Consider the following 1,063-nt stretch of genomic DNA (forward strand, 5'->3'; position numbering starts at 1 on the left):
GCGTAAAGATTCAGAACTGCTCAATATTGGCTACTTTGCCCAACACCAAATGGATGCACTGGATGGCAATGCCAGCCCGATGTTACAGCTGGCCCGTATTGCCGATAAAAAAATCAGTGAAGCCAGCTTACGTTCTTTCCTGGGCAGTTTTGGTTTTAGCGGCGAACGCATGGATACGCCAAGTGAAAGTTTCTCAGGCGGTGAACGTGCCCGTCTGGCTCTGGCATTGATTGTCTGGCAGCGTCCAAACGTGTTGATTCTGGATGAACCGACCAACCATTTAGATCTGGATATGCGTCATGCATTGACCATGGCCTTGCAGGATTTTGAAGGTGCTGTGGTGCTGGTATCGCATGAACGCCAGCTGATTGCCAGTGTCTGTGATGAATTGCTGCTGGTACATAATGGTCAATGCCGTGAATTTGACGGTGATCTGACCGCTTATGCCGACTGGTTACGTCAGGCCCGCATTGAGATGATCAAAAACGGGCAGAAGCCAGCCGAGCCGGTGAAATCTCAGGTCGAAGTCAAAGCAACCATTTCCAAACTGGACAAAGAAGCACAGCGTAAGGAAGCGGCACGCCAGCGGGAACTGAGCCGCCCGATTCGTAAAAATATCGAAAAATGCGAAGCACAGATTGCAAAGGTTACGCCGCGTCTGGCTGAAATTGAAACTTTACTGGGTGACAGTGCTTTATATGAAGCCTCACGTAAAAATGATTTGCTCAAACTGATGAATGAGCAAACCGAGCTGAAAGCCAAACTGGAAACAGCCGAGGAACAGATGCTGGAACTGATGATGGAACTGGAAAGTCTGGAGCAGTCCTTCTAACGCTATTTCAATACCCCCCATTATCTGAGAGATGAGTAACAAGCGTTATTCATCTCTTTTTTTTTATTAAAACCACCCATTTTTAATATTTTCCTCCTGCTTTTGGTAGTGTACAAAAACAACGTGTTTTAATTTAGAATAGACGTGAAAATGTCTGAGCAATAGACCTTTAACATGATCATAGAAACGACAACTTATGTCTGCACCCGTTGCCAATCACCCAATATCCAT

General features: G+C 46.0%; 1 protein-coding gene. It reads left to right on the forward strand.

Going from position 1 to position 1,063, the window contains the following annotated elements:
• A partial coding sequence (locus tag FTT84_RS17905) for an ATP-binding cassette domain-containing protein (RefSeq protein ID WP_180082054.1) occupies positions 1-832 on the forward strand: 832 nt, incomplete at its 5' end.
• Positions 833-1,063 lie beyond the last annotated feature (231 nt).

The sequence above is a fragment of the Acinetobacter sp. YH01019 genome (genome assembly GCF_013420285.1).
In the GTDB taxonomy this organism is placed as follows: Bacteria; Pseudomonadota; Gammaproteobacteria; order Pseudomonadales; family Moraxellaceae; genus Acinetobacter; species Acinetobacter gandensis.